The 25,954-nt window shown below is 41.0% G+C and carries 16 protein-coding genes, 1 tRNA gene, 2 pseudogenes and 1 CRISPR repeat array; of the genes and pseudogenes, 8 read left to right on the top strand and 11 right to left on the bottom strand.

Features of this window, described 5'->3' with window-relative positions; genetic code table 11:
• Positions 1–204: 204 nt before the first annotated feature.
• Both CAL6303_RS06690 and CAL6303_RS31395 read right to left on the bottom strand, forming a co-directional pair.
• Positions 205–1,647, bottom strand: coding sequence for a glycoside hydrolase 100 family protein (locus CAL6303_RS06690; RefSeq protein WP_015197086.1), 1,443 nt, complete (start codon positions 1,645–1,647; stop codon positions 205–207).
• Positions 1,626–1,754: a hypothetical protein gene (locus tag CAL6303_RS31395; protein ID WP_015197085.1), complete on the bottom strand. Its 129-nt coding sequence runs from the start codon at positions 1,752–1,754 to the stop codon at positions 1,626–1,628. Before CAL6303_RS31395 ends, CAL6303_RS06690 begins: the two co-directional genes overlap by 22 nt.
• A 207-nt stretch (positions 1,755–1,961) precedes the next feature.
• Between CAL6303_RS31395 and CAL6303_RS06685 the strand changes: the two genes are divergently transcribed.
• A tRNA-Lys gene (locus tag CAL6303_RS06685) sits at positions 1,962–2,033 on the top strand.
• 472 nt (positions 2,034–2,505) lie between these two features.
• Positions 2,506–3,054: direct repeats of the CRISPR family, unit length 37 nt; unit sequence CTTTCAACCCACCCCTAGTCGGGATGGTAGTTGAAAC.
• A 119-nt stretch (positions 3,055–3,173) separates the two neighbouring features.
• On the opposite strand, the gene CAL6303_RS30235 is transcribed toward CAL6303_RS06685, so the two are convergent.
• A complete protein-coding gene (locus CAL6303_RS30235; RefSeq protein WP_158333134.1) occupies positions 3,174–3,338 on the bottom strand; it encodes a hypothetical protein in 165 nt (54 codons plus the stop codon).
• Between the two features lie 303 nt (positions 3,339–3,641).
• Positions 3,642–5,561: a type V CRISPR-associated protein Cas12k gene (cas12k, locus tag CAL6303_RS06680; protein ID WP_015197084.1), complete on the bottom strand. Its 1,920-nt coding sequence runs from the start codon at positions 5,559–5,561 to the stop codon at positions 3,642–3,644.
• Positions 5,562–5,651: 90 nt separating this feature from the next.
• Here cas12k and CAL6303_RS29800 point away from each other — a divergent pair, with 90 nt between their 5' ends.
• Positions 5,652–5,870: a hypothetical protein gene (locus tag CAL6303_RS29800; RefSeq protein WP_015197083.1), complete on the top strand. Its 219-nt coding sequence runs from the start codon at positions 5,652–5,654 to the stop codon at positions 5,868–5,870.
• Between the two features lie 4 nt (positions 5,871–5,874).
• Here CAL6303_RS29800 and CAL6303_RS06675 read toward each other — a convergent pair whose 3' ends face one another.
• The 3 genes from CAL6303_RS06675 to CAL6303_RS06665 form a co-directional block, all read right to left on the bottom strand.
• Entirely contained in the window at positions 5,875–7,719 is a 1,845-nt protein-coding gene (locus CAL6303_RS06675) for a GmrSD restriction endonuclease domain-containing protein (protein ID WP_041739174.1), read from the bottom strand.
• Between the two features lie 121 nt (positions 7,720–7,840).
• The gene (locus tag CAL6303_RS06670; protein ID WP_015197081.1) at positions 7,841–8,155 is read right to left on the bottom strand and encodes a hypothetical protein; all 315 of its coding nucleotides are present in this window, start codon (positions 8,153–8,155) and stop codon (positions 7,841–7,843) included.
• A gap of 156 nt (positions 8,156–8,311) precedes the next feature.
• On the bottom strand, positions 8,312–8,512 hold the full coding sequence (locus tag CAL6303_RS06665) for a hypothetical protein (protein ID WP_321572296.1): 201 nt from the start codon (positions 8,510–8,512) through the stop codon (positions 8,312–8,314).
• A gap of 295 nt (positions 8,513–8,807) precedes the next feature.
• Here CAL6303_RS06665 and CAL6303_RS06660 point away from each other — a divergent pair, with 295 nt between their 5' ends.
• Complete coding sequence (locus CAL6303_RS06660; RefSeq protein WP_015197079.1) at positions 8,808–11,543, top strand: type I restriction-modification enzyme R subunit C-terminal domain-containing protein; 2,736 nt, start codon at positions 8,808–8,810, stop codon at positions 11,541–11,543.
• Entirely contained in the window at positions 11,543–12,544 is a 1,002-nt protein-coding gene (locus CAL6303_RS06655) for a restriction endonuclease subunit S (RefSeq protein WP_015197078.1), read from the top strand. The genes CAL6303_RS06660 and CAL6303_RS06655 overlap by 1 nt, the downstream gene beginning before the upstream one ends.
• Before the next feature lie 185 nt (positions 12,545–12,729).
• Here the strand turns inward: CAL6303_RS06655 and CAL6303_RS29030 are convergent.
• A pseudogene (locus tag CAL6303_RS29030) lies at positions 12,730–13,966 on the bottom strand (ISAzo13 family transposase).
• Positions 13,967–14,128: 162 nt separating this feature from the next.
• On the opposite strand from CAL6303_RS29030, the pseudogene CAL6303_RS28380 reads away from it, so the two are divergent.
• The 3 genes and pseudogenes from CAL6303_RS28380 to CAL6303_RS31390 all read left to right on the top strand — a co-directional run.
• Positions 14,129–14,704: pseudogene (locus tag CAL6303_RS28380) on the top strand (restriction endonuclease subunit S); the annotation flags it as partial.
• On the top strand, positions 14,697–15,971 hold the full coding sequence (locus tag CAL6303_RS06635; RefSeq protein WP_015197077.1) for an IS1096 element passenger TnpR family protein: 1,275 nt from the start codon (positions 14,697–14,699) through the stop codon (positions 15,969–15,971). The pseudogene CAL6303_RS28380 and the gene CAL6303_RS06635, both read left to right, overlap by 8 nt.
• On the top strand, positions 15,946–16,077 hold the full coding sequence (locus tag CAL6303_RS31390) for a hypothetical protein (RefSeq protein ID WP_255348449.1): 132 nt from the start codon (positions 15,946–15,948) through the stop codon (positions 16,075–16,077). Before CAL6303_RS06635 ends, CAL6303_RS31390 begins: the two co-directional genes overlap by 26 nt.
• A gap of 3 nt (positions 16,078–16,080) precedes the next feature.
• On the opposite strand, the gene CAL6303_RS06630 is transcribed toward CAL6303_RS31390, so the two are convergent.
• Entirely contained in the window at positions 16,081–20,535 is a 4,455-nt protein-coding gene (locus CAL6303_RS06630; protein ID WP_015197076.1) for an NACHT and WD40 repeat domain-containing protein, read from the bottom strand.
• A gap of 323 nt (positions 20,536–20,858) precedes the next feature.
• On the opposite strand from CAL6303_RS06630, the gene CAL6303_RS06625 reads away from it, so the two are divergent.
• Positions 20,859–22,337: a class I SAM-dependent DNA methyltransferase gene (locus CAL6303_RS06625; RefSeq protein WP_015197075.1), complete on the top strand. Its 1,479-nt coding sequence runs from the start codon at positions 20,859–20,861 to the stop codon at positions 22,335–22,337.
• Positions 22,338–22,427: 90 nt separating this feature from the next.
• On the opposite strand, the gene CAL6303_RS06620 is transcribed toward CAL6303_RS06625, so the two are convergent.
• Together CAL6303_RS06620 and CAL6303_RS06615 are read right to left on the bottom strand one after the other, a co-directional pair.
• The gene (locus tag CAL6303_RS06620) at positions 22,428–23,459 is read right to left on the bottom strand and encodes a CHAT domain-containing protein (protein ID WP_015197074.1); all 1,032 of its coding nucleotides are present in this window, start codon (positions 23,457–23,459) and stop codon (positions 22,428–22,430) included.
• 57 nt (positions 23,460–23,516) lie between these two features.
• Entirely contained in the window at positions 23,517–25,883 is a 2,367-nt protein-coding gene (locus CAL6303_RS06615) for a hypothetical protein (RefSeq protein ID WP_339374005.1), read from the bottom strand.
• Positions 25,884–25,954 lie beyond the last annotated feature (71 nt).

Raw genomic sequence — 25,954 nt, 5'->3', positions numbered from 1 at the left:
CGAAACGCTAACGCACCCTACATATCTGTAAGCGCAAGCTACGCCAACAAAAATCAAATAGTAGTCCTATCTCTGTAAATATTAATCTTACTCAATTTTAGCTACTAGGTAAACTATTTGTAACTAGTAGATCCCCAACTTTCTCAAGAAATCGGGGATTTTAAACAGTAAAACTATACCCTTGAATTCTGACTCCTATCCTAATTAATATAGTGTCACATCAACAGTATCAATTTCAAATTCACAAGCACGGGAAACTAATTCCTGGGGTAGTTTTTCAAAACTTACTAAAGGTAGATGGGAGGGATTTTTAACTAACTCCTTTGCTAGTAAATAACCAGTAATTGTCCAGGTTTGATATTTCCTAGCTTGCTTACCCATTAAACGTCCCTTTTTCCCATCATAATATTCAGGATATTCATCTTCTTGGAGACGACTTTCAGCTATATTAATAGCTTTTTCGGCTAGGTGAACTCGATTTGTTTTCATTGCCGCAGCTGCTAACATCCACATTAACACAGGCCAGCTTCCGGCATTATGATAAGACCAAGGAATATTTTTAGGATCACAACCTGTAACAATCCGATATTCTTCTCCTTGTAATGCGGGGAAGCAGATTTTCATCGGCATATCTCCCACCAAATTATCCCAACGTTCTTCAATTAAGTTCATAATTGCTTGGGATTGTTCTTCGGTTGCTAATTCTGAGATAATCGCCATCAGATTACCCAAAGAGAAGAAACGAGTATCTAACTGTGATGGTCCCACATTTCCAGCTAAATAACCACCTTTTACAGGCAACCATTTATCTAATTCATAATAGGGTAGTGAATCGGCATAAATATTAAACAGATTCACAGCCGTTTTTCCATATTCTTCACTTTTAAAGCGATAAATAGCGTTTAAGCGATGAATATCAATCCAATAATGTTGGCGAATATGAGCACATAATAGAGGTAGGCGATTATCGATTGCTTCAATAATATTGGGATTAGCTTGGCAGACTAATAATTCCTTAGCAGCACGCAAAGCTGCGTAAAATAAAGATTGAATCTCTAATGGATGACCAAATATACCCATGCGACGATCAATCATGCAAGCACCATCAGGTACTAGAAGAGTTGGGTACATATCAAAGCGGTTTGCCAAACAAAGCTCCAAAATCAGCTTAATCCCATTTTGAAACTCTGGGTGATGGGCAAAGCAAATATCTTTAGTGGAGACGACATAGGCACGCAGTAGAATGATCCACCATAGACATGAGTCTACAGGAGTTACACGCGCGATCGCATGTTCGCCGAAATCAGCTTCTAAAAACTCTTCCCCATCTATAGATATTACCTTGAAACTGGCAGGCATCAGTCCCCGCGCTGGTTTATAAGCATCAAGCTGTCTTTCTTTGGGCTGGAGTTTGAGGGTTTCTTTGAGAAAATTGCGAACTATCTCAGGTTTTCCTTTACTCAGAAAAATTAAACCGGAAGAGACAAAATCACGAACAAATACCTGGTCATAATTGAGAGCATCCACTGAAGGGTCGTAAGCTGCCAGCGTTCCTACTGGTCGCCCTTTATAATATACAATAGATTTCTCTAACGCATCCCAAGCTTGTTGTTCCATCATATTATCTATTGATTCATCTCGTGGCATTGCCAAAGTAACTCCATGATGATTTTGTTATTTTTAGTAGATACAGTAGGTGCTTTTTCGATAATTCCATCATTTTCATCATAACAACCAGATTTTGGGCGTTGCATATTTTCTTGTTTGAATTTATGATTCTGGCGTTGATTACTATGTGCGTTGAGTATAATTAGTGGTGCTATTACCTAGTTTTGATTTTGTATGAGCAAGTTTTATCCGCATCAGAGGGTATGTGTTTGCTAATGTCAACTAGTTATATGAAGATTTTCCGATAAAGGTTAACTATTGTTCAAATAATTTGCTATAGTAGTAAATGGTGAGGGCGACTAGCTCAATGGTAGAGCATCAGACTCTTAATCTGCTGGTTCTGGGTTCGAGCCCCAGGTCGCCCATTTTGTACATTTGTACTTTCGCACATTAAATGTCGCTTTTCGCACATTAGTGTCGTTATTAGCAAATTAGTGTCGCTTTCGACAGATTTGTGTACTATATTGATGATTATAGGTTTTCGCAAATTAACGTCGCTTGGTTATTGTCGATTAACTGATGTAGAGCGACACATTATTTGTCAAAGTACATAAAGCGACAAATTATTTGTCCTAAAGTCGATTACAAATAATTTGTCGTCGTTAACAAAATTAATGTCTTTTTTAACAAATTGATGTCCCCTAAATCCTCAAAGACATCGTTAACAAATTAATGTTGTCTCAAAGCTATTTATTTCCATGCAAATACTAAATGCTATTGCTGAGTAAGAAATATATCTGTGCTTAAATATTATCTCTATCACTTAAATTAAGAGTCTGATGCTCCTTTCAACCCTCTAAATAAATCTATAGTGTAGTTGCTCTTAGATTTTCAAGACTTTCAACCCATCCCTAGACGGAATGGCTGTCGAAACATGCGATCGCTAACGTATCCAAGCAAGTCTAACCGTCTTTCAACCCACCCCTAGTCGGGATGGTAGTTGAAACTAGTGTTATATGAGGACGAATATTTGCGGTTGCAGCTTTCAACCCACCCCTAGTCGGGATGGTAGTTGAAACTTCATGTTGGTTCATTTTTTGCTCCTACAAAGCTAGGCTTCTTTCAACCCACCCCTAGTCGGGATGGTAGTTGAAACGAGTTTCAAGTTTCCCTAGAAAAAATTAAAGACGACTTTCAACCCACCCCTAGTCGGGATGGTAGTTGAAACACGGCAGTGCAAAAATCTCCAATATATCCAACGTTAACTTTCAACCCACCCCTAGTCGGGATGGTAGTTGAAACAATCAGTAGGAATATCAACCCGCCCAGACTTAGGCTTTCAACCCACCCCTAGTCGGGATGGTAGTTGAAACCAATCACTTGATAACCATTAGAGTCGAATTTGATACCTTTCAACCCACCCCTAGTCGGGATGGTAGTTGAAACCCGACCGTCTGAAACCCTTACTATTGAAGCTTTTAAACTGCACATTTGTCAGGACTACCTAAAAGCATCTCCACTTGAAAATGAAAAAACTAAATCAATTGATACTCAGTTCCTTCAAATTAATACAGGGCAAGAGTTTTGAGATTTTGGCGGGAGTCCAGGGATTTTGCCCCCGCTTCGACGCGCCAAAAAAAGATTTGAGAGGGTTCCCCCGACGAAGGGGGTGATTCAGTAACCACCGCTGAGGTAATCCCCACCGTAATAAAACGGCTCCAGATTTGCATCTGTACTCTTTATTGCTGGGAGCGCACCTGTCCCTATTTGATATACTTGTATAAAAGTTTTTCACTGTCGCTAAAAACATAAAAAACTGTTTATCCAACTAAATTGCAAAAAAGGCATATCCTGTCTAGTCAAAGCAGACAGCAGCATCAAGAGCGGGCAGCTACCAGGGTCAGAAAGCAAGACGGTTTTCCAACCGTCAAACTAACCCAGATTTATCGCAGTACATTGGCTCAAAGAGTATGAACTGCGGCGCTATTTATTTCATATTAAGTTTTCAAGGTTCTGTATTTTATTTAATTTCATTAAGCAATTCGACATTGATAGGCAAACAAGGCTAAATCTCTCGCTTGCTCTTGTGGAATTCCTCTAGTGGGTTGCTTTCCAGTCTCGATTTCGATTCCTTCTTTTGTTGCTTGGCTTTGAATATTTTCAATTAATCTGCCATAGCTCCAATTATGGGCGCTTTTTCGATATTCCTTGGCATAATTTTTCTGAAGTTCGATAAAACCAGGAATTTTCTTCTCAGCTTTTGCTTGAACTTCACTTTGAATTATTTCCCGCATGTCGCCAAGTTTTGGTAAAACAATACTTCCGGCTCCAAAATTTTTAGCAACTGCTACAATTTCTTTGGCTAATAATCTATCTACATATTGTCCCAGTTCTGATTCACCAAAACTATTTGAGGCAAACTGCTTTTGAGATTTATGCCGTTGTTGAGAGAGACGCTGTTTTTGCTGCTGCTGGCGATTTAACAACTTGTAATTATCGCCTAGTAATTGTTTGGTACTGCGATACGCAAGAACTTGATTGTTCATAGCATCAAATACAGCTATAGTTGCAGTTGCTTTTAAGCCAAGACTAACACCAACTACGATATGAGATTTACCCTGGTATAAAGGTTTACTAGGACGAGGAAATGGAGTATTGATTCTAGCTAGTGTAGATTTTTTACGATTTATATGAGCTTGCTGATTAGGATTTAGTTCTCCTTCGCATTTTTCTTGAGCTTTAGCTATTTTGTTTTGAGTATCTGCAATTTTCTCTTCTATTACTTGTTGAGTTCCTTCAGCAGTTAACATGCGAGTATCAATCGAGCAAAATAGAAGTAAACGATTTATATTCCAAGGTTTTCCTTTACCTGGCTGTTCTAACCAAGATATTCGCCCAGAGCGTAAAGTAAATAAGCTACTTGAATGTTGATTTTTACCTTGACGTTTAATGTCTTGATCTTCTAGGAAGCGTTGAAAATAATGAAGATGTCGTTTGTCACAAAATATTTCAAATTTCAGTTTACCTAGACCATTAAAACTAACAAAGATTCTGCCTTTTTCGTTGATAGACCATTTAATATCTTCGTTAGTTTCGTAAACCACTGGAAAAGGGATCTGGCTAGATTTTCTTAAAAGACTGGCTTGCCAAGATTTAGCTTCGTTTTCACTTTCGGGAACGCTATTAACTGCTTTTTCTAAAACCTCTACCCATTTCTCTCCAGTCAAATCTCGTCCTTTTGGGACTCGGCTTTTGAGTTGGTCTTCTAATCTCTTAATTTGAATTTCTTTCTTACGCTTGTTTTTTTCATATTCTTCTATATCTTCTTCAACGTCATTTACCTCGCAGTTGTTTTTGAGAAGGTATACTATGGCACATTTTGTTAAATTGTCTTCGGTTTGACGATAAGTTTCAAAAAGAATATTTGATTGAATACTCAGAGATTTAACTTCTTTTTCTTGCTTATTTTTATTATTTTTTGATGTTTTCGATTTGCTATTTACTTGATTTATTTGTCTTGTCGCAAATGAATCTAAAATTTCGGTTGCTTTTGCACGAATTTTCTCTAAATTTGAATTACTTTCTTGCTCAAGCTCCGTATCACTTCTCAGCATGTCTAACCATTGCTTTTTTCCTTCAATTTTGCGTTGCAGTCGCTTATTTACAGCTAACCAAGATTTATATATATACGTGACTAAGGTTGTTGCAGAGGTATAAAAGCGACCTGGTTGACCCGCAAATAGTTCTTGATTTTTCAGAGAGTCACATAATTCTTTAATGACAGTTGCGGGGACTCTAGAATTTTTAACCCAAGACTCAAATTCAGCATGTTGTGCTAATTGCTCCAATATTTCATTAGCAAAAGGCGTATTTTTCTCTGCCATAAGTGTCCAAAGATGGCGGAGGGTTTCTTCGTCTGCAACTAACCGACATTGAATCGTGATCACACTCATAGATGCACGCAGGGATTTTGATTAGTAACCTAATTTGATTATGAGCGTAATGACGCAATAGCGCAAGAGCTTAATAGCGCAAGTTTATTTTTGTTAGTATACTATGCAAGAATTAACCCCGGACGAGCATTTGGTGCTGGGATGACTGAAGAAACACGAGAAGTTCGGGGAAGAATCCCGAAAGAGTTAAAAATTACGTTTGAAATTGCCTGCGCTCGCTTGGAAGTAACACAGACAGCAGCTTTGGAAGAGGCAATTAAGGATTGGTTGAAAAAACAGGAGTCTACATCCAGTGATAAGTCGGTTTGATAGCTCAACTGGTTGTAATAGTCTCTGGATGCAATTTACAGCCATTGTGATTGAGATAATCTCGATCGCTATTCCCATGTAATTTAATGCTTAAATCTTTGCCCATTGCTTTGCCGATTAATTCCATTAGGGCTGTTGCTCTAGCTTGAAAGAAGGTTTCAAAGTTGTCGCATTGCAAAATACTGAGTTCAATACAATGCGATCGCATAATTTCTTCCAAGTTGGCAACAGCAGTTCCATATTGTTCAAATTCCTTCAAATAAACCGAAGGTGGTTTACTACCAATTCTTTTATTGGTTTTGGCACTGAGAGGGGTGCGATTAACTAAGCAGTTGTACATTGTTGGATCAATTCCTTGTTTGCGACACCAAGCAACGGGAAAGATATGGTGTGAGTCGATTTGTTCTTCAAAATAAACAACATCGTTGATTTCCTCACCTGTAATCCAATCAACTGCCCCTTCACGCCGTAGTAATGCTGCAAAACCTTGATATACGGCACCAAGTCTTTTTCTGACACTAAGGAGTCGTTCGTAGGAGAAATTAGCTTGGGTAATACTAAAGGGAACTGCACCACCATTAATCCATGCAGGTACTTCGACGGCATCCCTTCCAGCTTGTCCATCGTGCCAGTGGGTGTAAATTTCACCAAACATTCCACACCACAACCAGCGTTCAAGCTTACTCCGTACTTGGAAAGATCGGGAACGTTCTCCCACAATGGTCAAAATGGCGCTCAAGGCAACTAGTTGGATGGGGTAAGCAATATCATCAGCATCAAAGATTTTTTGACCGTGCAAAAAACGAGCAGCCTCTTCAAAGCCCCGATGAACTGGGTCAGCCCATGTTTGATATTCTTCTTTAGTTAGCTTTAATACCTCAGACCGACCGCAGGATACAGCAGGTAATTTATCTAAATTCCAGCCTTGTTTAATTGCTTCTCTCCTTCGAGCATAGCCAGCAACTAATGTAACTGATTGGATAAAATCTGTGTTGCGAACTTTTCGTAGCACCTTGAAGGATTGGAAGCGGGTTTCGCGCTGTTTCCAATCATCTCGAAGGCTAAAATCGTTTACACAGTAGCTCGAACTCATCAAATCGAAGAAGTTTAAATCACATCCTGCGGTATTGGTGTCTTCAAAAACCTGACATACTGCTTCTTTGGGTAATGAGTCGCGTAGTTGAATTACGGGTATTTGATAATGCTCGAATTTTTTGAGGACTTCTAATTCTAAAGTGTCAATTAGTTGAAGTTTTTGCGGGTCGTATTGCCAATACTTAGAAAATTTACTGCGCCATTCGGAGAAGAAAAATACTTTGGATAAGGGAAATAATAAAGCTTCGTATTCATTTTCCGGTGTGGAACAGTCGATGCAATCGCCGTTTCGAGTTCGCATCACTTTTGTTTCAGGTAATGCGATTATTGTCGATTTTCGGTCAACCTCTGGTTCAAGGCTTTTTTCTATATTCAAGTAGTACCATTTTTTGACTAATTTTTGGCTTCTGGGGTCTTTGATAATTACGGGTTGTTTGGATAGCAGAACCATGAATAAAGTAGTAAGTCGTTGCTGTCCGTCGAGTACGAGTAAATTCGGTGTTTGAGCGGCTTTATTCGTTACACCATCAACTAAACGAGGTTTAAATTGTTGACGCTGGATTCCTTGTTGTAGCATCATCACTGCACCAATCGGATAAGCCAGAGATATGCTTGCTAGCAAACGTCGCACATGGGTATCATCCCACACCCAATCTCGTTGAAAATCTGGTAGTTGAATCCGCCCAATTTTGATGTCTTTCATGACATCGAATAAGGGATATTTGGTAATGTCAAAAGTCGAGATGGAATCCATTGGCGGTTCTGCCGTTACTATCATTGCGTGGGTGTTTCAAATAATCTGTAAGTCAGCCTAAAAGACTCTTGTAACGAGTACAAGGGGTTTTTCTAGTAATTGGTAGCGACTAGCGACTAAATTATTCCTGGAGAGAATCTGGTGGTAAATTGATAATTCCTTGGGCAACAAGTTGTTTAAATTGATTAATTAAATCAGCTTGGCGTAATATCCGAGTTACGTATTTTGGTCTGTAGCGAAAATCCTTACCCCAGTCTTTGACTGTTTTGGGACTTGTCCCCGTAACTTGTGCGATCGCATTAATGCAAGATTTACGATAATTGCGTCCTGGTTCGTGAACCACCCAACGACGACAATATTCCATCGGTTCTAGGGGCAACTGACAGAGGGAATCAATTCGATGTTTATTTTGTTGGGATTTGCTCCCAGTTTGCATTGTTTTTCTTCGTGATTTAGTGACAACAAGGCTGTGATAGAAATTTATAGAAATTTTGTCAATAATGACTTAATTTCCAAAATATCTACTGCCTGAACCCAACCTAAGAAATCTCTGCCTATAGTACAAGCATTTTAGTCACAAATCACGAGTAAATTATTCTTGAGGAAAGTCGGGAGGTAAGACTATTTTTTTGATTTGGTTGAGCTTATCTGCCATCCGTAAAATATGTGCTACGTAGTTGGGGCGCTTCTCAAAGTTCGTTCCCCAATTGCCAATTGTCCGTTCACTCAGCCCAGTAGCTTCCGCTAGCGCGATTACGCACGCTTTCCTATATCCCCGCTCATCGGGAGACATATCAACCCATTTTCTACAGTATTCCAAAGGCTCCAAAGGCAAGTTACCCAGCGCATCGATTCTATATTGAGGTGTCTTGCGATCGCTGTCTATTCCCTAGCTCGATTTAAGTTTCAACTTTAGTCACGATTTGCGAGCAAATATACTGATTTTTATAAGTATGGGTACAACTAGAAATTACATTTTTAATTAATCCTTTAAATAGCGATCGCCATAATGTAGGTTTTGATAGGTGCTGAATTTTGAGTAGGCTATTAAACTAACAGAGTATGGGGTAAGTATAAAATGTTATGGTATGAAGCCAGAAGAGAAAACACGGATCGAAATTGATAAATTACTTACTGCTGCTGGATGGATTGTCCAAGACCATAAGGATATTAATCTAGGGGCTGGTATAGGAATTGCAGTTCGTGAATACCCTCTCAAGTTAGGTGTTGCGGACTATTTACTCTTCATCAATCGCAATGCTGCTGGTGTTATTGAAGCTAAAGCAGAAGGCTCTACCCTGAGTGGGGTAGAAATTCAATCGGATAAATATATTTTTAATTTACCCAGTAACCTCAGATGTCACCGCAAACCTTTACCTTTTGCTTACGAAAGTACGGGTAAAGAAACTTTTTTTCGTGACTCCCGCGAATCGGATTACCGTTCCCGGAGAATATTCGCTTTCCACAAGCCGGAAACTTTGCAGGAGTGGTTGCAGGAATCTGATACGCTTCGGGAGCGGTTAAAGCAATTACCCGAAATTGACACAGAAGATTTACGAGATTGCCAAAAAGATGCGATCGCAGGTTTGTTTAATTCTTTTGCTCAAAACCGTCCCAGAGCTTTGATTCAAATGGCTACGGGGGTTGGTAAAACTTATACGGCGGTCAGTTTTATTTACTGGTTAATTAAATTAGCCAGAGCGCGGCGAGTTTTATTTCTGGTGGATAGGAAAAATCTGGGAGAGCAAACCCAGAAGGAGTTTCAGCAGTACATAACTCCCGATGATGGGCGTAAGTTTACCGAACTTTATAATGTGCAGTTATTGACTTCCAATAATTTTGACCCGGTGAGTAAAGTTTGTATCACCACGATTCAGCGTGTTTACTCAATGTTGCGGGGAGAAGCGGAGTTTGATGTTGCAGAGGAAGAAGAATCGCTGTTTGACAGAGACGAGGAAAACCAACAACCGAAGGAGGTTGTTTATAGTTCGAGGATACCGATTGAAACCTTTGATTTTATTATTACCGATGAGTGTCACCGCTCGATTTATAATGTTTGGCGGCAGACTTTAGAGTATTTTGATGCTTTTTTGGTAGGTTTAACGGCTACACCTTCGTTGCAAACCTTTGGCTTTTTCAATCAGAATTTGGTGATGGAATATCGCCACGAAGATGCAGTAGCAGATGGGGTAAATGTGGGGTATGAAGTTTACCGCATTCGCACGCAAATTACAGAACAAGGTAGCACTGTGGAAGCTGGCTATCATATTGATCGACGCAACCGGAAAACCCGTGCGGTACGCTGGCAGGAATTAGATAATGATTTAACCTATACAAGTAATCAATTAGACCGTTCGGTTGTGGCGATTGACCAAATTCGCACGGTAATTAGAACGTTTCGAGATAGGTTATTTACGGAAATTTTTCCCGGTAGAAGGGAAGTTCCCAAAACTTTGATTTTTGCTAAGGATGATTCCCACGCTGAGGATATTGTGCGAATTGTGCGGGAAGAATTCGGCAAAGGGAACGAGTTTTGTAAAAAAATTACTTATCGCACTACAGGTGAAAAAACTGAAAATTTAATTGCTAGTTTTCGTAATTCCTACAATCCCCGGATTGCGGTAACTGTTGATATGATTTCCACGGGGACGGATATTAAACCCCTCGAATGTCTACTGTTTATGCGGAACGTCAAATCGCGGACTTATTTTGAGCAAATGAAAGGAAGGGGAACCCGCACGATTAACTATACGGATTTTCAAGCGGTGACACCCGACGCGGGAGTTAAGGAACAGTTTATTATTGTTGATGCAGTGGGGGTATGCGAGGCAGATAAAACAGATTCTCGCCCTTTGGAGCGTAAACGCAGCGTTACCTTTGATAAATTATTACAAGCAATAGCTTTAGATCAACGGGATGAAGACACGTTGATGTCATTAGCGGGAAGATTAGCGCGGTTAGATCAGAAATTAACCCCAAGCGATCGCACTCAGTTAGAATCCTTTACTGGGGGTAAATCTATGCGGCAAATTACTAAAGATATACTCACTGCTTTAGATTTAGACAACCAAATCGCTAAAGCCGAGGAAACATTTAAAACCGAAAATCCCACCGAACAGCAGCAGGAAGCAGCAGCAGAGGAATTGATTAATCAAGCTTGCGAACCCTTTGATAATCCTCAATTTCGCCAGCTACTTGATGAAATTTATGAAAGTAAGAAGGACAACGACCAAATTATTGATGTAGTCAGCCAGGATAAAGTTTTACAAGCCGGGTTTGATACAACTGCCAGGGATAAGGTAATGGGGACAGTGGAGAGCTTTCAGGAGTTTGTCGCCGCGAAGAAGGATGAAATTACCGCGCTGCAAATCCTGTATAATCAGCCCTACGGACAGCGACGGTTAACCTACGAGCAGATTAAGCAGTTAGCGAATGCCCTAGAACGTCCACCCTGCAACTTGACAACAGAGAAGTTATGGCAAGCTTATGCCCAGTTGCAAGCGGATAAAGTCAGGGGTGCTGGGGTGCAAAAGCTGTTGACAGATATCATTTCTCTGGTACGCTTTGCGATGGGGGAAACGGAGACGTTAGAACCCTACGCGGTGACAGTTGAGGAGAAATTTCAGCAGTGGTTAGCAACAAAAGAGTTTACCTCACAGCAGGTGGGGTGGTTGGAAAAGATTAAGGAGCATATTGCCACCAGTATGAGGATTGAGCCAGAGGATTTACAGGAAATGCCACAGGAAGCGTTTCAGGGTTATCAGTTGTTTGGGAATGATTTAATGGATATTTTGGATGAGTTGAATGAGGCGTTAGCTGCGTAATGGGTGAGGAGTTGTATGAGTTGCCGAAGGGTTGGGCATATTCAGAACTTAGAGATGTAGCAGAAATTATTATGGGACAAAGCCCACCAGGAGATTCTTACAATCAAGATGGTATCGGTGTTCCTTTAATTAATGGTCCAGTAGAGTTTGGACCTAGACCATTTTCTAAAACCATTAGATCAAAATTTACAACTCAACCAACACGAATGTGCAAAAAAGATGATTTAATTTTGTGCGTTCGTGGTTCAACCACTGGGCGAATAAATATTGCTGGTTTTGATGCTTCTATTGGTAGAGGAGTGGCTGCTATACGCTCACTCCTATATCAGGAATATTTGAATATATTTATTCATGCAATAAGAGAGCAAATATATAATCGTGGTACTGGTTCAACATTTCCTAATGTAAGTAATGAAGCAGTAAGTAGTATTATTGTTCCCCTTCCTCCACTTCCCGAACAACATCGCATAGTTGCCAAAATAGAAGAACTATTCACCCAACTTGATACAGGGGTAGAGCTACTCAAAAAAGTAAAAGCCAAATTAAAACGCTACCGTCAGGCAGTGCTAAAAGCCGCAGTCGAAGGAAATTTAACTAAAGAATGGCGCGAAGCGAATCAAGGAGAATTAGAACCCGCCTCAGTGTTACTTGAACGCATCCTCAAGCAGCGACGGGAGAAGTGGGAAGCCGAACAACTAGCGAAGATGAAAGCGCAGGGTAAAACTCCCAAGGATGACAGTTGGAAGCTGAAATATCAAGAACCAGTTGCACCGGATACCTCTGAATTACGTGAATTACCTGATGAGTGGGTGTGGACAACTTTAGAGTTAGTTGCTAATGCTGTTGATCCTCAGCCCAGCCATCGCACTCCTCCCACTGTAGATGGTGGTGTTCCTTACATAGGCATGGGTGACATTAAAGACGGAAAAATTGATTTTGAAAATTCTAGAAAAGTATCTATTGAAGTTTTAAAAGAGCATCAAGGGACTTCCAAAGAATAAATTATTCCAAAAAAAGGAAAAGACAGGTTGATTTAAAGAATGATAATCATTTTGAGGGGGAGAAAAGGGTTTGCCGTCGGCAAGCCCTTTTCTCCCCCTCATTTATGCATAAGAGTCTATACACTTGTTATTTGAAGTTAAACAGTGTAAATAAGGGATATTTTGCCGCTAAATAAATGTTGCTATTAAAATGAAATCACGTTTGTTTTACTACAACAAATATCAATAAACCAATTACCTAAATTTGGGAAAACTTCATGATTAGAATCGGTTAGCCGCTCAATCTGTTTTTCGATTTGAGCCATAGCTTTTTTTGTAAGCTTTACCCCATTCTCATAAGTTTCGTGTACTAGCTTAACGACTGGATGTTTCCCGTTCCATTTCATAGTGCTAGCAAAATTTAAAGCCGTTTCTAGTTCATCTAAAATACTCCCATTCCAATGATTTTCTAGTACTGCCCATGTCCTTTCTATTGGATTGTATTTACTATGATAGGGAGGATAATAAGCTAAACGTATATTTACTTGATGTTTGTGAGCAAACTCTACTATACGTTTCATAAATTGGGTACGCCGCGAACTATTCTGCGGACCATTATCTTGATTCAGAAGTAGTGTTTTAACTTCAGAAAAACGATGCTTTTCACAAGACCAAAAATCTTCTAGAATATCAACGATAAAATCACTTGTAACTTTCGATTCTGTAAAGTACAAAAATAACTCGTCAAGCTCTGGAAGAAATATTCCATAAGGAGTTACAGTTGTTTTCGGATTATAATCATGGTCTGATGCTTTCACCCCATCCCGGCTTTTACCCCCTCGGTCAAATGAGCCGATCTTAACACAGGCTTTCCGTCCATGCTTAGACGTAAAACACTCTTATCTTCATCTGCATCTTTATTTACTACATCTAATTGCTCAAAGATTGCATCAGTTTGTGGGATTTTTTTTGAGGCTGAACTTTCTTTACCCTTCTGAGCTTATAACCTAAATTATTTAATTTGACTCGAATTGTTTCTGATGTATGTAACTTTTCATCACTATAACCAGACTTTTCGATTAATTGCTTTCTAACTTCGGCTGCACTGAGTCTAGTATATAGTCTTTGACTTTTAAAACTCGGATCGGTTTGACTATAGAAGTCAACTATTTTTTTGATATCTTCTAAAAGATTTGGCAGATGTTCTTCTGCTTTGTAACGTCCTTTGCCACTCATGTTATCAACACAAGTAATACCGCTTTTTAATTCTCTTGTTCCTTTGCGAATTGTGTCTCGATTCCATCCTAATTCTGATTGTGCAAGTCTTTGCCCTCCTAAACCTAAGCTTTGAACTGTCGAAGCCATAAATCTACGCTTTTCTGCACCTTTTAATTGAGATGCAGTTTCAATGAACAACTTTTTCAGAGAATCAGTTAATACTATAGTCACCAGTTGCTACACTCAAAAACTCAGTCATTATTCAAATTACTACAAAAGGGGGATGAAGGGGCTGCCGTCGGCAGCCCCTTCATCCCCCTTTAAAATGATTATCATTATTTCCAATGGAATAGTTTATTTTCTGGAAGTCCCCAAGAGCGTTATCAGCTTCAGATGGGAGACTTTATTTTTGGAAAAATTGGAACTTTAGGCAAGCCTGTTAAAATTAGCCAACCTTTTAACTACACATTATCGGCTAATGTAGTCTTAGTTCAACCTGATATTAATTTTTTAAATCCTGAGTTTGCTATTACATATATGGCAAGCCCATTAATAGAAACTCTACTTAAGAAAGAAAGTCGAGCAACTACTCAATCAGCATTTGGTATTCAAAAAGTTCGTATTATTCCCTTTCCTTTGCCACCTTCACAAGAACAATTAGCTATTGCAGAAGAAATTGAACTGATATTTTCTGTCACAGACAAACTCGAAAAAACCATAAACGTAAACCTCAAACGTGCTGAAAAACTCCGCCAAACTATTTTAAAACAAGCATTTGAAGGCAAACTCGTACCCCAAGATCCCAACGACGAACCCGCCGAAAAACTGCTAGAACGCATCAAAGCTGAGAAAGCTCAACGCGAAGCTGACAAAAAACCAAAACGTCAATCTACAATTAAATCTAAGCAACCCCGTAAATCTAAAACTACAGCTACACAACTAGAGTTGAAATTAGATGATTAAACGACTATTCCCCGTTCCCAATCATCTGGGCGAACAACTCCCAATTCTCACGGAAGACAAAAAGCAAGTCCTCCAACAGCAAACCATCACCCAAAATTCCCCAGGAACAATTCTGCGGGACTTTCAAACCATCTTAGAATTTCTCCAACCTGACGGCGTTGAAGTTAGCAGCACTTATCACCAATTCTCCCTCAAATACCTCCAGGAACTAAATTCGCGCTTGAGTTACCCCATTGAAACTAACCTCAAGCGTCCCCAACAAAAATCCTACCCCTACATTTACGGGTTATATTTCGTCCTTCGCACCTCTGGATTGTCTCAAGTTATCACCCAAGGCAAAAAAACCAAATTAGTATTAGACGAACAACTCCTCAAAATTTGGCAAGGCTTCAACCCAACAGAACAATATTTCACACTTTTAGAATCCTGGTTAATTTGGGGAGAAAGCGAAGTCTTAGGCGAACCCAGAGACCCCTTTGGACTATTATTTCGCTGCTGTCAATTTTGGCGAGAAATTCCAGATGAAGGCTTAAATATTAACAGTTACTCTGAACAAGATAAATTAGTCTATTACCCAGGCTTGCACAGTCTTAGCCTCTTTCATTTATTTGGCTTTCTCGAACTCATCCCAGGAAAACCCGAACCTGCTAAAGGCTGGCGAATCGCTGCTGTAAAACGCCGTCCTTGGGGAGATGCAATGATAGCTTTAATCTCCGAAATTTATGATGAAATTGAACCAGACAGAGAAGAGGAGGAAATTACCCTTAACTTCCGCATCGCCTTTGAAAAATTAAAACCATCACTCCAAATCTACTTTCCTGAATGGGAACAAACCTTAGTCATTGCCAAAGGAGAGTTTACCGACGCAATTTATACTTTTAAAGTCACCCTGCTGGATGCTTGGCGACGCATAGCGATTCCCAGTAACTTCAATTTTGATCAAGTCGCCGCAGCATTTGTTCAAGCATTTGATTTTGACTTTGAACACCTCTACCGATTCATTTACAAAGACCATTTAGGGCGTACCTTTGAATTTTCCCATCCCTTTGTTGATATTCCTCCAAACACCAGCGATTTTCGCTTGGGTGAATTACCACTAAAAACAGGAAATCATCTGCAATTTATCTTTGACTTATTGGATGAGTGGGAGTTTGATTTGCTGCTAGAAAAAATTGAGCCTGCTAATGCCAAAATGAAACAGCCCAAAATTCTTGAGATTCATGGTGAAGCACCAACACAGTATGGCGAAGAGGAAGAGGTTTACTGATGCGATCGCACATTCAAGACCTGTCAGAATTGGTAATGCGATCGCTATTACTGTATTAGTAAGGATGGGTAGTGCGATCGAGCAACATCGCTTGCATCTTGTCTAATATTTATTCTCCATCTTCCACCGCGCCTAATGCTTTAAGTGAGGCTTTTTCAGCTTCGGTTAAACCTCTAACGCCTGTGATGGTCATATTTTCGTATGGTCTTTTATTTATTAAAGTTTTCAAACACTCTCCTGTTTCAACATTCCAAAGTTTGATTGTGCTATCACAACTACAGCTAGCAATTATGTTGCCGTCTGAACTAAAGGCAACTGAGCGAATCCAAAGAGAATGACCTCGTAAAATTTTCAGGCATTCACCACTGTTGATATCCCAAAGTATTACAGTTTGGTCATCTCCACTGCTAGCTAGAATTTTACTATCTGGACTAAAGGCAACAGCTAGCACTGAGTCGGTATGAGCCTGCAAACTTCTTAAGAATTCACCCGTGGAAATATTCCACAACCCAACACTTGCGTTAGAGATGCCACTAGCTAAAACTTTACTATCAGGACTGAAAGCAATTGAACGTGTACCAATATTATTTCCTACCTGCAAAGTTTTTAAGCATTCACTTGTATGAATATTCCATAGCTGTAATGTTCCATCCGAAAGACCGCTCGCAAGTATTTCGCCATCTAGACTAAAAGCAACTGAGCGTATTGAGTAATTCGAGCGCAAAATCTTCCAGCATCTTCCAACTGGAACTTCCCATAATCTTACAGTTCCATCTGCGCTACCACTGGCAAGTAATTGATTATCTGGACTGAAAGCAACAGATTGTACCCAGTCGCTATGTCCTTGTAAAAGTTTCAAACATTCTCCGGTTTGAAAATCCCATAGTCTGACTGTGTTGTCTGCACTGCCACTGGCAAGTATTGTACCATCCTGATTTAAAGCAATTGACTGTACCCAGTGAGTATGACCTTGTAGAGTTCTGAGAGATTTACCGCTACTAACATCCCATATGACTATTGCCAAATCATCTCCACTAGCCAGCTTTTGACTGTCCAAACTAAAGGTAATGGAATTTACCCAATTACTATAGCCTTGTAAAATTTTAAAGCATTCACCTGTGCTAATATTCCAAAACCTCACTGTCTTGTCATAGCTACCACTAACGAGATTGTTACCTTTTGGACTGAAAGCAATTGAACGTACTATATTGAAATGACCCTCTAATATTTGAATACATTTATTTGTACTTATATCCCAAAGTTTTATTATTTGGTTACTGCTACTAGCAAGTATTTTACTATCAGGACTGAAAGTAATAGCGAATATTGGATTATTAGGTGTTTCCAAAGTAGACTTACATTGACCTGTTTGAATTTCCCATAATTTTAGAGTTGCATCATAACCTGCACTAGCAAGCAGTTGACCATCTGGACTAAAAACAACTGAAGATACAGAATTTGTATGTCCTTGTAATATTTTTAAACATTTTCCAGTTTGAGTATTCCATAACCTTACGGTATTATCTGAAGCTCCACTTGCTAGTATCTTATCATCTGTCGATAAGGCAATTGAGAGTATTGAATCAGTGTGTCCCTCCAAAATTTGTAAACATTGACCAGTAGTAATGTCCCATAATCTTATTGTGTTATCAGAACTGCCACTAGCCAGAATTTTACCTTCAGAGCAAAACACTACAGAATTTACGGAATAGTTATGTCCTTCCAAAGTTTTTAAGCATTTGCCATTCTGACTATTCCATAGTTTAATTGTTCCGTCATAACCACCACTAGCAAAAGTATAAGCATCAGAACTAAAGTTAACTGAAAGTATTCCAGACGTATGTCCTTTACAAGTTAGTATCTCTCTACTAGTAGAAACTTTCCATAAACGAACAATACCATTGCCATCACCAGTAGCTAGAAATTGACCATCTGAACTGTATGCAACTGAAAAAACTGCACCAAAGTCTTTTACAAAACCAGAATCAATTAAATTAGCTTCAGTAAAATTTACATCCCGTAAACTCGCATTACTAAAATCTGCCGCTTTAATTACTGCACGACTTAAATCTCTCCCTTCCAACACTGCCTTATCTATCTTTACTGCTAGCGTCGCTGCATTCCCGCCAATATAACCTACCTCATCTTCGTTTTTATCCCGTGTCTCTTTAATGACACTAATAAGCAACTCATTATTACCCAACATCGGTAAAAGCAAATCCATCACTGCTTTTGTGAGTGGCACTTTGCCAAAAGTCTCTCTCAACTTATCCAAAGACTCACTTTTAAATTCCCTTAAAGATGCGTTCCCCAAAGGGTTTGCCGCAGGCATCGCCTCACCACTCCCTTGCTGAGAAAAATAACCAGACCACGTATAATCAGCAGGCGCGACAGTTTTATCTACAAGCGATCGCGCTTGTGCTAATTCCGTAAAATCACTCGCCAAAGCCCCCAATTCTGCGGCAAATTTATACGCTACAAAAAACTCTAACAGAGATCTATGCGCGGGAGTATAGTCACCATCAGCATTGCGGACAAGCATCGTTTGCGCCATCATGTCATAATGCCAGTGGTCTAAATCTTTCTCTTCTTGAACACTAGAACCAAATAAGCGGCGAATGCGTTCTGGGAACAGCCGATAATTCAGACTCATTTGGTCATTAGACAGCATTTCCCAGGAAAGTTCACACAAAAAGTACAGTTTATCTGCCAAAGAAGTAAAAGTACGTTCTGCTTTGATGTCTCGTTCCATTTTGCGCCGCACTGCATACAAATAAACCCGCGACATATCCACAGGTTTACCCGCTTCAATATCTGGCAATGCTTCCAAGATTAAGTCAGTCATCACTGGACGACGGGCTAAGTCTAATAATTGCTCATTGCCCATCACTTGTTCAACTGTCGCAGCTTCAGCTTGGTATGAAAGCACCTGCCGAATTTGCTCATCGTTGAATTTCTCTAATTCCAAAACTTCAAATTGCGGTGTTTCCCCAGTTAATTTTTTAGTTGATGCTTGCAACTCTGCATTTAGTAAAGCACGTCCTTCCTTCGCCTCTGGGAAATGCTCAGTCCGACAGGTAAGGATGACCTTAGCACCGGGAACTACAACCTTTGCCAGTTCCCAGAAGTTGTTAATCATCTGTTGACGGTCAACTTTTGCTGCCATTTCGTCAAAGCCATCGAAAATTAGTAGCAATTTACCCATGCGGTTGAGTTGGTCAAAAACTTCGCTGTTAATGCGGATATTGTGTTGGGTAAAAAAGAACCCTGCCAAAACATTCTCCACATTTAACGCTTTGGCAAAGTCACGCAAGGTAATTACTAAAGGGAGACGGGGACGTTCAACACCACGTTTTTGGGCATCGCGGTAACGTTGCAGTGCTATCCAAGCATAGTGAAAGACAAACCAAGTTTTACCTGTACCAAATTCTCCCAAAATTGAAATATGCTCTTTTGCGGGGTCATCAAGCCATAAATCGATATAGCCATCAATCCAGCCGTCCTCTTCTTCATAACGACTCACCCCAATTCGCTGCTTAGTCACTGGGTGAATTTCTTCTTTTGTACAAGCAAGGGGTACATACTTAGTATCAATTTTTCGGCGTTTGATTTCTGCTTCTAACCAGTCAAGATAGGCATTAAAGTCGGCATCCAAGTCAATTAGTTCGTCAAAAGTGAAACAATCAAGACGATGATTTTCTTCCTTCTTGACTTCATCCCTGGCGGCGCGGGAAATGCGGCGGGTTGTTACTAACCATCCTTCATCAGTTTTTTGCGCCTCAACTGAGGAACGCAACGCCATGACATCACTCAGTCCAATTTCTCCAGCAACGCCACGGATAAGAATGCGGTCATAACTGCGACGTACTGGAATTTGAATTATCCATTCAAAATATTCTTCTGCCCAGATTTCATATTTTTCAAAGTCATAGCCCAAGGTTTCAAACCATCCTCGCATTTGTTGGGCAAGTGCGATCGCTCTACATTGGTTTTCGGTTACACTTCCTGGTAATGCGGGATAATTCTCTACTGCCAACCTGGCTATTTCTGTGCGAATTCCCTCCAAAGTCGGCAATCTTTCCAGTTGTTCTTGAATAGTAGCAATTCTTTTATGTAGAGAACCAATTTTCTGGTTCAGCAATACATCAGCAGGTGTGCGAGTGCGTTTTGCAACTTCAATAAATACCGTCGCAAATTCAGCTACTTCTCGCCTGACATCAAGCCCTAAACCTCTGATATCATCACCTAATGTATAGGCATCTAGAAAAACATCAACCTCAGAAAGCAAAATTGAGGGGTTATTGTGGTCTAATGCTGTGCGAAAAGCTTGTTTAATTGCTTCTTGTCGAAATAATTCCAGCAATGGTTTTGGTTTACCCACACCGTATTCTACTAAGGCGTAAGCGTAAACACCACTAAAATCAGCAGGTGGATGCTCTGGATCTAGGTTAAACTGCTGGAGTAACTTAATAACTGTCTCACTACGCAGAAGTTTTTCTTTAATCAAAGGATTGGCGATGCTAGTAATGGCGTTAAAGACCAGATCCAGATTAATCAAGCTCATGAGGACACTCCAAAAGTACAGAGCTATCTTGCTAACTAAGGGTTACTTACTATTAGAAATGATGTATCGCCAAAAAAAGTTTTATTTTATACTTTCTCAAGCATTATCGAAATAAATACACCATACACCTAATTACTGTAATATACTCAAGCATTGGGATTTTTCCCAGCAATGCATTTATTTCAGTTATACAAAGAGTGAAGCTGGCATTATGGCTATAAGTGAGCAATGGAATCATTAATTTGAGACTTTCTTCGCTGCGATCGCCATCACAAAAATATATAATTCTTCGTTACTAGTAAAACTCCCTGTAGCATCACTCAATGGCTAACGAATCCTCAACCATCGTTCAAAAACTCTGGAATTACTGCAACGTCCTCCGCGATGATGGCGTTAGCTACAGTGACTATGTAGAACAGCTTACCTATCTGCTGTTCCTGAAGATGGTCGAAGAACAAAACCAACTTCCCCCGCCTTTGGGTAAACGTTCCACCATTCCTACAGAATACAGTTGGGAGGCACTGCGATCGCAAGATGGAGATGCCTTAGAAATCCAGTACCGCCACACCTTAGAAAACCTGGGTAAAGAAAAAGGACTATTGGGGGTTATCTTCCGCAAATCGCAAAACAAAATTCAAGACCCCGCCAAACTTAAGCGTTTGGTAGAACTCATCAACTCGGAAACTTGGATTGGTTTAGATATCGATGTCAAAGGGGAAATTTACGAAGGACTGCTGCAAAAGAACGCTGAAGATGTCAAAGGCGGTGCAGGTCAGTATTTTACGCCAAGGGCATTAATTAAAGCCATTGTAGAAGTCATGGAACCCCAACCAGGACAGCGCATTTGTGATCCTGCTTGCGGTACAGGTGGTTTTTTCTTAGTTGCCAATGACACCATTATCAAAAATTATAAACTCGATAAAGCCCAAAAGCTATTCTTAAAAAATCAAACTTTCAAAGGATTTGATGTCGCTGATGGGGTAGTGCGCCTCTGTGCCATGAATCTGTATTTACACGGTATTGCAGGTGATGAAAGTCCAGTGGAAGCCAAAGATAGCTTGATGGCAGATCCAGGCGATCGCTTTGAATTAGTATTAACAAATCCACCCTTCGGTAAAAAAAGCAGTATCACAGTTTTCAATGATGATGGCAAAGCGGACAAAGAAAAGATTGTATATCGCCGGGATGACTTTTGGGCTACCACATCCAACAAACAGTTAAACTTTCTCCAACACGTCAAAACCCTACTGCAAATCAACGGTAAAGCTGCGGTTGTCGTTCCTGATAACGTCCTGTTTGAAGGTGGTGCTGGTGAAACCATCCGCAAGAAATTACTGCACGAATGCGACGTACATACCTTGCTGCGACTACCTACGGGTATTTTCTACGCTCAAGGTGTCAAAGCTAACGTGTTATTCTTCGATCGCAAACCAGCTAGCGCCGATCCTTGGACTAAGAAACTCTGGATTTACGATTTCAGAACCAATCAGCACTTTACCCTGAAAACCAATCCTATACGCTACGAAAATTTGCAAGACTTTATCCAATGCTATAGTGCGGAAAAACGCCAGGAACGCCAGGAAACAGAAAGGTTTCGAGCCTTTAGCTATGAAGAACTCATGCAACGGGATAAAGTCAGTCTGGATATTTTCTGGCTGAGGGATGAAAGTTTAGAGGACTCCGATAACCTCCCAGCACCGGATGTTCTAGCTTTAGAGATTGCTGAAGATTTAGGAGCAGCGTTGGAACTATTCCAAAGTATCACCGAGAACTTGGAAGCGAAAACTGTCATCGAAGTGTAAGTGGGTTTGGTGCTGGAGGCGATCGCTGGAATTTGTAGAGTTTGGGTTGGGAGATGCGATCGCATCTTGAGATGAAGGTAGTCAAATTGTTCAATTCACCAGACTTAGCAATTTGTGCCAATTTTCACCTAACCAACCCACAGTTTTAGTTAGGTGGGGTTTAAGTTTTTCAATCACAGACGCAAATCCCTCAGCCTTCTTAGCATAGTCAAAAGCTCGTTCTAACGCCTTACCCACTTCATTTTTATCTGGTTGTGGTTTGTTGATTTCTTCTTCGGCATCAGCAATAGCATTGTCAATTTTACGACGGTCTGAAGTTTCTAACTTTGCCAGTATCTCACGTAAGGCGTTGAGTTCTGTTTCTATGTTGACGCTGGCAGGTGCAGGTAAACTGACTTGTTGAAAATTAATGTTTGCAGTGTTGCTGTCTCCTGTTTGAATTGCGCTACCAGGAACATTACCGACAATAGAAACTGAGCGGTTTTGCCAGCCTTTATTATCATTATTGATACTATCATCCTTGTTAGATGTTACTGGATTTGCCGCCTGTACAGTCTGATAACGCCGCTGCCTAATTTTTCTCATAGGGGTTAAATACTCTGGAATTCCCTGCAAATCAATAGATGTACAACCCATGTGAAAACAATCTTCATAATTCCTGCCAGCCGCCAAAGCAGTATAAAATCCCACGCTAAACTCAATTGCGGCTTTATCCCCAATCGCCTGATTCATCCCCACCACGCAATCAATATATTGGTGAATTGCTGTGGCTTGTGATTCGCTGTAGCAGGCGTTGAGTAAAACACACTCGACTTGTAATTGGAACAAATCAAATAGCTTTGCTAGGGCTTGGGTACTTACAAGCTGCATGTGCCCAGAATTATCTTCCAAAGCTAATCCATCAGTACCAGAACCATGTCCGGAAAAGTGAACAATTGTTGGTTGATGGTGAGACAGGAAGCGGGTTAAATCATCCACTCGTACCGCAGATTCAGTGATGATTTGAAATCCGTCTCGATTGGGAGATAGTTGCAGTGTGTTTTTGATTTCCCGCACTTCTTCATCTAGGCGCAGATTTGGTGTGTTTTTGGGGTTGGCGGAGAGGATGAGGATTTTTTTCATGGTGCTATTTAATGCTGACAAGTCAGTTCGTTAATTATCGCTGTTTGAATAAAATGTTCACTCTTCTTCCTTCTCCTTCTCTTTCTTCAACTCAGGGCGCTGCTGCTCGGTATGAACCGTTAAAACCTTCGCCAGCAAATCCACCTGACATTCGTCACTGGGGCATTTTTCCGTGGCTTTCAGTGCCTGTCCCCAATTTTTCAGGTTCGCTGCGGCTTCGGCAATGGCTGTTAAGGCATTGGCTTTGTCGGAGGAATTCTGAATCTGGTTGGCAGAGGCGATCGCTTTTTCCAGCAAAGCAGCAGCAGTTTGCCCTTGGTTGAGTTTGCCATAGGCTTCGGCAATGGCTGTTAAGGCATAGGCTTTGGAGTTGGAATCCTGAATCTGGTTGGCAGAGGCGAGCACTTTTTCCAGCAAAGCAGCAGCAGTTTGCCCTTGGTTGAGTTTGCCAATGGCTTTGGCAATGGCTATTAAGGCATCGGCTGTGGAGGCGGAATTCTGAATCTGGTTGGCAGAGGTGATCGCTCTTTCCAGCAAGAGAGCGGCTGTTTGCGCTTGGTTGAGCTTGCCATAAGCTTTGGCAATGGCTATTAAGGCATTGGCTTTGTTGTTGTAGGAATCCGGAATCAGGTTGGCAGAGGCGCTCGCTTTTGCCAGCAAGGGAGCGCCTGTTTGCGCTTGGTTGAGCTTGCCATAGGCTTCGGCAATGGCTGTTAAGGCATCGGCTTTGTTGTAGGAATCCGGAATCAGGTTGACAGAGGCGATCGCTTTTGCCAGCAAGGGAGCGGCTGTTTGCACTTGGTTGAGTTTGCCAATGGCTTCAGCAATGGCTATTAAGGCATCGGCTGTGGAGGCGGAATTCTGAATCTGGTTGGCAGAGGCGATCGCTCTTTCCAGCAAGAGAGCGGCTGTTTGCGCTTGGTTGAGCTTGCCATAAGCTTTGGCAATGGCTATTAAGGCTTTGGCTTTGTCGGAGGAATCCGGAATCAGGTTGGCAGAGGTGATCGCTCTTTCCAGCAAGGGAGCGGCTGTTTGCGCTTGGTTGAGCTTGGCAATGGCTTCGGCAATAGCTATTAAGGCATAGGCTTTGCCGGAGGAATCCGGAATCAGGTTGGCAGAGGTGATCGCTTTTGCCAGCAAGGGAGCAGTTGTTTGCACTTGGTTGAGCTTGCTATAGACTTCGGCAATGGCTTTTAAGGCATAGGCTTTCTCATAGGATTGCGAAATCAGGTTGGCAGAGGCGATCGCTTTTGCCAGCAAGGGAGCGGCTTTTTCGGGTTGTTGTAGCTCTGCATAGGCTTCGGCAATCGCTGTTAAGGCATAGGCTTTGTACTGGGAATCCGGAATCTGGTTGGCAGAGGCGAGCGCTTTTTCTAGCAAGGGAGCGGCAGTTTGCGCTTGGTTGAGCTTGCCATAGGCTTCGGCAATGATTGTTAAGACATAGGCTTTGTTTTGGGAATCCGGAATCTGCTTGGCAAGTTTCAAGGCTTCAGTAAAATTTTCATCCTTAGCAAAGGCGACAACCGCTTTTAATTTATACTCAGGACTGCTTACCTTTTGACCCATATCAGTCAATTTCCAGCGAATTTGAGTCAATTTCCCCGGAGTTGTATAATTCAACCAACCCCAAATCCCCAGCGTCAGTAAAAGGATAGTACTAACTCCCCCAAAAAAATAGTAAATTCGCTGCTTACCACGTTGAAGCACTGCTAAACTAGCTTGAATAAATTCTTGCTCTCCCTTGCTCAGTTCCTCTCGGCGTTGCTTCAGCTTGGCTTCTGCTTCTTTTAACACTGCACCCCGCAACAATACCCCTTCATCCCGTTGCATTTTTTGCCATTGATCCATTGTGAACCGCAGCCTTTCTTGCCAAGCACGAAAGCTACGATCTGCATCCATCCATTGTCGCAGTTCGACCCAATTACGAATCAATGCCTCGTGGACAACTTCCACTGTTTCTTGCTCGGCAGCATTACGACTAGTAACCACTAATCGCGCATCCGCCAACTGCTTCACCAATCCCCAGCTGGCTTCGCTTAATTCTGCCTTCGTTGCCAGTCGTCGCGTATCTTGCGTGCCTTCACCCGGATGCACTAATTGGATGAAAATGCGCCGTACTTGTTCTTTTTCAGTTGCACTCAACTTACCATACTTCTGATCTGCATGACGAGCCAAAGCTCCTTGTACCTTGCCTATTTGCTGATAAGCTGCATGAGTTAACTGTTTACCCTGGCGCTGCTGCCACAATTCCGTTAACGCAAATTCCAGCAGAGGTAAATTCCCCGGTTCATCTTCCACATCATCTAAAATCCGTTCCAGCAATCCTACTTCAAATGTCACCCCCAACTTGTCAGCAGGCTTGGCAATCACTTGTGAAAGTTCTTCATGATTCATCGACCTGATCAGCTTGATATCAGTTTTCAACCCACATTCCGCACTTCAGAATGTAGCATTTTATGCTACATTAGAACTCTCTGGCACGAGTAAATAAAAAT

Source organism: Calothrix sp. PCC 6303 (assembly GCF_000317435.1).
GTDB lineage: Bacteria > Cyanobacteriota > Cyanobacteriia > Cyanobacteriales > Nostocaceae > PCC-6303.
Note: the sequence above shows the minus strand (reverse complement) of the source record. Positions and strands in the feature narration are given on the sequence as shown.

Bases quoted from the DNA above. Each gene is read 5' to 3' on its own strand.
- CAL6303_RS06690 (WP_015197086.1), bottom strand. From the start codon at position 1,647: ATGCCACGAGATGAATCAATAGATAATATGATGGAACAACAAGCTTGG.
- CAL6303_RS31395 (WP_015197085.1), bottom strand. From the start codon at position 1,754: ATGCAACGCCCAAAATCTGGTTGTTATGATGAAAATGATGGAATTATC.
- CAL6303_RS30235 (WP_158333134.1), bottom strand. From the start codon at position 3,338: ATGCAAATCTGGAGCCGTTTTATTACGGTGGGGATTACCTCAGCGGTG.
- cas12k (WP_015197084.1), bottom strand. From the start codon at position 5,561: ATGAGTGTGATCACGATTCAATGTCGGTTAGTTGCAGACGAAGAAACC.
- CAL6303_RS06675 (WP_041739174.1), bottom strand. From the start codon at position 7,719: ATGGATTCCATCTCGACTTTTGACATTACCAAATATCCCTTATTCGAT.
- CAL6303_RS06670 (WP_015197081.1), bottom strand. From the start codon at position 8,155: ATGCAAACTGGGAGCAAATCCCAACAAAATAAACATCGAATTGATTCC.
- CAL6303_RS06665 (WP_321572296.1), bottom strand. From the start codon at position 8,512: ATGTCTCCCGATGAGCGGGGATATAGGAAAGCGTGCGTAATCGCGCTA.
- CAL6303_RS06660 (WP_015197079.1), top strand. From the start codon at position 8,808: ATGAAGCCAGAAGAGAAAACACGGATCGAAATTGATAAATTACTTACT.
- CAL6303_RS06655 (WP_015197078.1), top strand. From the start codon at position 11,543: ATGGGTGAGGAGTTGTATGAGTTGCCGAAGGGTTGGGCATATTCAGAA.
- CAL6303_RS06635 (WP_015197077.1), top strand. From the start codon at position 14,697: ATGATTAAACGACTATTCCCCGTTCCCAATCATCTGGGCGAACAACTC.
- CAL6303_RS31390 (WP_255348449.1), top strand. From the start codon at position 15,946: ATGGCGAAGAGGAAGAGGTTTACTGATGCGATCGCACATTCAAGACCT.
- CAL6303_RS06630 (WP_015197076.1), bottom strand. From the start codon at position 20,535: ATGAGCTTGATTAATCTGGATCTGGTCTTTAACGCCATTACTAGCATC.
- CAL6303_RS06625 (WP_015197075.1), top strand. From the start codon at position 20,859: ATGGCTAACGAATCCTCAACCATCGTTCAAAAACTCTGGAATTACTGC.
- CAL6303_RS06620 (WP_015197074.1), bottom strand. From the start codon at position 23,459: ATGAAAAAAATCCTCATCCTCTCCGCCAACCCCAAAAACACACCAAAT.